This is a genomic window from Gammaproteobacteria bacterium (assembly GCA_022340215.1).
Taxonomy (GTDB): Bacteria; Pseudomonadota; Gammaproteobacteria; order JAJDOJ01; family JAJDOJ01; genus JAJDOJ01.
The window spans coordinates 1-4,500 of the sequence record JAJDOJ010000251.1; the positions used below are offsets into that span (position 1 = coordinate 1).

The window sequence follows — 4,500 nt, forward strand, 5'->3', positions numbered from 1 at the left end:
ATCGAACCCGCGATTCTGCGTGCCACCGGCCCCATTCACCCGCTCGACGTCACGTTCATCGACGAAGAGGACCTCGCAGCGCCTTGGAAGCGCCGCATTTGCAAATCACATCTGAGAGCGGGCTGTGTGTGATCCAGGATCATGTGAGGGAAAAAACGCGAGGGCCATCAGTTCCCCAAGCAGATACTATGGAGATGAAATTGGAGTCTTCCCACCGGGAGCCGTCCGAGTGGTTGGGGCGCTATCTTCATCTCCTGGCGTAAAGGTTACGGGAGAACAACAGCTTATTCAGAGCAGCGACTGGATAGCGTCTTCGACATCTTTCTCACCGAACTGTCGATTCGGATTATCGCCGGTCAAACGAAAACGCTCCGTACCTTCACTATCGAAAACCAGCACCACCGGAATACCCAGCAGGTTCAGGGCTTCAAAACTCTTCATCAGGTTTTCCTGCATATGGTAGTGGGGGAAATCGGCATTCATTTTTTGCAGGAATTTGTTGGACCACTGCAGGGCTTCGGCGTCGGTGGGGTCGTCGAGGTTGAGGGATATGAACTGTACTCCCTGCTCGCGGTAACGGTGGCGGAGTTCGACCATGGCGGGAAAACGCTCGATACAACTGATGCACCAACTGGCCCACAGGTCGGCGACCAGGATTTTACCGAGGTAGCGATTCCTGACGGTGGGCCAGTCGGCCAGGGTGACGGGCGCCATCCGGTCAATGGCCGGTTCAACGGTCGCCGGTGTCGTGTTTGCCTTTTCGCTTTCTTGGCAAGCCGTCAACATCATCGCGCACAGGCCGGTCAGCACAATACGCGCCAGCGTGTTAGTTTTCATATTTCACTGAGCAGCCGTGGGCGCGGGTTTCCGTCACCGCGACGGGTTTGCCCGCCAGGGTGGCCTCAACAGCATCACTGACGTAGAACTCGGTGGGCTTACCGTTTATATGTTTGATACTGCCACCAAAGGTGACTTTGGCCGGAGAGTTGGTAATCAGCCCCATGTAAACCAGCTTGCCCTCCCTGTTGAAGACGAAATATTCCGGCGTACGGGTGGCGCCCAGCTTGCGGCCGAGTTCCTGGGATTCATCATATACGTAAGGAAAGTTGTATCCCTGCTCCTGGGCATGTTTCTTCATGGCAGGAAGGCGATCGTCTTCGCGGTGATTCACGCCAAAGCCGACTATGGTGACATCCCGGTCTTTAAACTGATTGGCAAGGGTCACCAGTTGCGGGTCCATACCGCGCACCCAGGGGCAGTGATTGGCCAACGATACCAGCACGACAACCTCGCTGGTGAGATCACTAGAAGAAAGAGTCTCGCCGCTGACACTCGGGAGACGTTCGAAGGTCGGCATCGGATCACCGATGCTCAAAATGCTATTGTATTTCCCCGCGTAACCATAGCTGCTGGAGAGGCAGGCGATGGTGATTATTGCGAAAAATTTGCGCCACATGTGAATCACTCCTCTGGTTAGGACACATTGAAGGGATTAATCACGTCGATACCGCAGTTTTCAAAGTCAAATACATTCGGGGTCGCTACCGACAAACGGTCGCGACGAGCAATCGCGGCGATCTGACCATCGGGTACACTCATCAGAAGTCCGAGTTCCTTATGCCCGCCAATCAGATCACCGTAGATGCGGGCCGCGGATTCGTCGTAAGCGAGCACGCGCTGATCGAAGGCCATGCCGATGAATCGTTCGAATCGTTGGCACAGGCCTGACCGGCGTTTGCAGTCGGGCAGGATACACAGCCCGTAGGCGATCTCGCCGATGGTGATCGCAGAAACGAAGAGCTTCTCGGACGCTTGACCAAGGTCTCGAAAACTGGGTAGCCGGCTGGCAATGTGGGCGGGATCTTACCCCGACAGTCGCGTCATGTGAGTTTGTGAGTTCCTGCATTGCACCCGATCTGCTCAGCGTGTCCCTAAAATCGTCTATGACTATACTGTGGCCTGCAACTTCGTCGCCTTGTGATTCCCCGCAAGGCGGGACAACCCGAGGATCGATACGAACAACATGCAGCACTTCGCTGAGCTTCGGCTCAAGCCCCGGACTCTGGCGCGCTATGGCTTGCCGGACATTCCGTACCCAGTCCCGGTGGCCGACCTGGAATCTGCGATACCCGAGAATGGCGAGCTGCCACTGGCCGTGATGCTGCATGGCTTGCAGCACCGGAGCCAGAACGGCAAGGCCAATTGGCAGCAGCTCGAACCGGCGATGGAGCGGCTTGCACATCTGCTTGCGCCGGAGGACGCCCGGGAGGTCATTTCCGCCGCTGGTGACAACTGGTGGCTCGAAATCGGGCCGGTGGACCTGGACTCCAAGCTGGTCACGGTCCAGCGCGGTGACACCTTGATCGCCGCCGTCACTGCCAGGAAAGACGGGCGACTCCGGGTCGCCGCGTTTCGCCCGCTGGACGCTAAAAGTGCGGAATACCTGATCGGGCTTGGCCAGTTTCCGCACCCGGAGCACGGTACCGAACTGGGCGTCCACTACTCGCTTGCCGGAAAGGACGAGGCAGAGCCCGTTGCCGAAACCGTAGCGGAGGAAGAACCGGTGGTGTCCTCGCCGCCCGCATGGCGCAGCAGGCGCCAGCAACGGCGCACTGTTCAGGGACGGTTCCTGGGATGCCTTCTGGGCGGCGCCGTCGGTGATGCGCTGGGCGCGCCGGTTGAATTCATGAAGCGAACCGAGATCCTCCGGCGTTTCGGCCCGGACGGCATCATCAGCTACGCCCCCGCCTATGGCTCTGCGGGGACGATCACCGACGACACGCAGATGACCCTGTTCACTGCCGAGGGACTGATCCGTGGTTGGGTGCGGGGTTGCTTCAAGGGCATCACGACCTATTCCGGCGTGACAGCGCACGCCTACCTGCGCTGGCTGCAGACCCAAGGGGAGCGCCCGTCCTGCGATATCGACTTTGGCGTGGATGAAACCGGCTGGCTCTTTCAGCAGCGCCAGCTGCACAGCCGACGCGCACCGGGCAACACCTGTCTGTCCTCGTTGCGAGCCATGAGCTCGCTGGGTGAGCCTGCGCGCAACGAAAGCAAGGGCTGTGGCGGCGTCATGCGAGTGGCCCCGGTGGGGCTGTTTGCGTGGCGGCTGCGCCAACAGGAATCGCCACAGGACACCTTCCGGCTGGGAACAGAACTGGCGGCCCTGACGCACGGACATCCGACCGGGGCACTGACCGGCGGCGTGCTGGCCGTGCTGATCCTGGCGCTGACCGACGGGGCTTTGCTGCCCGAAGCGCTGGCCGCTGCGAAAGCCATCCTGCGGGTGGAGACAGGCCATGAAGAAACCCTGCGCGCGATCGAGATGGCCGAGCAGCTTGCCGCTGCCGGCCTGCCGCATGACGAAGCCATCGCCCGGTTGGGGCAAGGCTGGATCGCGGAGGAGGCACTGGCGATCTCCATCTATTGCGCACTGGTCGCCCGTCACTTCAGGCATGGCGTGATCCTGGCGGTGAACCATGATGGCGACTCGGATTCCACCGGTTCGATCGCCGGCAATCTGCTGGGCACAATGCACGGGGTGAAGGCGATCCCGGCTGAGTGGCTGGAGCCGCTGGAACTGCGCGAAGTCATAACCGAGCTGGCTGAAGACCTTTACGCATTCAAGGATTGGGAAATCGGCGAGCACAGCGGGAATGAAGCACTGAACCAGCGGATCTGGCGTAAGTACCCGGGCTTTTGAGATGGAATGATCCCGCAGCGGGATCTGCCCCCGATGTGATTCTCCACGCAGTCAGAATCGAACCGTCGTGGCGCCTCCGACATGTGCGAAGCGATCCGGCTGACAGGTGAATATCACGACCTGCGCCTGCCCCGCCGCCCAGCATCGCCCCTAAACCTCGCAGACACTCCGGGTCCGAGTGACCGAGGGTGTCGTCGAGCATCAGCGGGCCTCCGTCGTCGCCCAGCAGCATGGCCGTCGCCAGGCGGGAAGCGAGTCCGAGTTGTTCCTGTGCGCCCCCGCTGAGTTGCCGGAACTCCAGCGTCACGCCGTCCATGGTTCGGCGGGAAACGGTCAGATTTTCGGCGAGTTCAACCTGGACGTCCTTACCGAACGCCAGTCTGGACAGCTTCTCCACCCGTTCGCGAAACGGTGCGCGGTGTTTCTCGTACGCCTGCTGCTGGCACTGCAACAGCACTTCCCGCAGGCGTTTGACGCCGTCTGCGCGGGCTTCGACCCGGGCCAGATTGTCGACGCAGACGCTGGCGCGGTCCCGGGCCTCCTGCGCCCTTTCAAACAGTCCCTTCTCGCGACCGACCTCCACCAGCGATCGCACACCTGCAAACACCTGCCGGGCGTCATTGAACTTCCGTTCCGCATCCCCTGCCACCTTTCGGCTGTTGGTCGCAAGGGTGCGAATGCTCTCCCCGTCGTATGCCTCGAGCGCGCGCCGTTCCGTTGTCAGCGCAGCGGACGCTTCGGCGAGTCGTCTTTCGGCCTCGGCAAGCCCGGCGCCCAATGACTCGTCGTCGGCC

5 protein-coding genes are annotated in these 4,500 nt (G+C 60.8%); 1 reads left to right on the forward strand and 4 read right to left on the reverse strand.

Going from position 1 to position 4,500, the window contains the following annotated elements:
- Positions 1 to 288 precede the first annotated feature (288 nt).
- Genes LJE91_17250 through LJE91_17260 form a run of 3 tightly spaced genes read right to left on the reverse strand, consistent with a single transcriptional unit; the run spans position 289 to position 1,692 of the window.
- Complete coding sequence (locus LJE91_17250; GenBank protein ID MCG6870409.1) at positions 289 to 837, reverse strand: TlpA family protein disulfide reductase; 549 nt, start codon at positions 835 to 837, stop codon at positions 289 to 291.
- Positions 827 to 1,456, reverse strand: a complete 630-nt coding sequence (locus LJE91_17255) for a thioredoxin family protein (GenBank protein ID MCG6870410.1) — start codon at positions 1,454 to 1,456, stop codon at positions 827 to 829. Before LJE91_17255 ends, LJE91_17250 begins: the two co-directional genes overlap by 11 nt.
- A gap of 17 nt (positions 1,457 to 1,473) precedes the next feature.
- The gene (locus tag LJE91_17260) at positions 1,474 to 1,692 is read right to left on the reverse strand and encodes a hypothetical protein (GenBank protein MCG6870411.1); all 219 of its coding nucleotides are present in this window, start codon (positions 1,690 to 1,692) and stop codon (positions 1,474 to 1,476) included.
- 874 nt (positions 1,693 to 2,566) lie between these two features.
- Here LJE91_17260 and LJE91_17265 point away from each other — a divergent pair.
- Positions 2,567 to 3,706 carry an ADP-ribosylglycohydrolase family protein gene (locus LJE91_17265; protein MCG6870412.1) on the forward strand — a complete coding sequence of 380 codons (1,140 nt, stop codon included), beginning with the start codon at positions 2,567 to 2,569 and terminating at the stop codon, positions 3,704 to 3,706.
- Here the strand turns inward: LJE91_17265 and LJE91_17270 are convergent.
- The coding region (locus LJE91_17270) for a hypothetical protein (protein ID MCG6870413.1) at positions 3,627 to 4,500 on the reverse strand (874 nt) is incomplete at its 5' end. The genes LJE91_17265 and LJE91_17270 overlap by 80 nt on opposite strands.

Coding starts and splice junctions, on each gene's coding strand:
- LJE91_17250 (MCG6870409.1), bottom strand. CDS start 837: ATGAAAACTAACACGCTGGCGCGTATTGTGCTGACCGGCCTGTGCGCG.
- LJE91_17255 (MCG6870410.1), bottom strand. CDS start 1,456: ATGTGGCGCAAATTTTTCGCAATAATCACCATCGCCTGCCTCTCCAGC.
- LJE91_17260 (MCG6870411.1), bottom strand. CDS start 1,692: ATGGCCTTCGATCAGCGCGTGCTCGCTTACGACGAATCCGCGGCCCGC.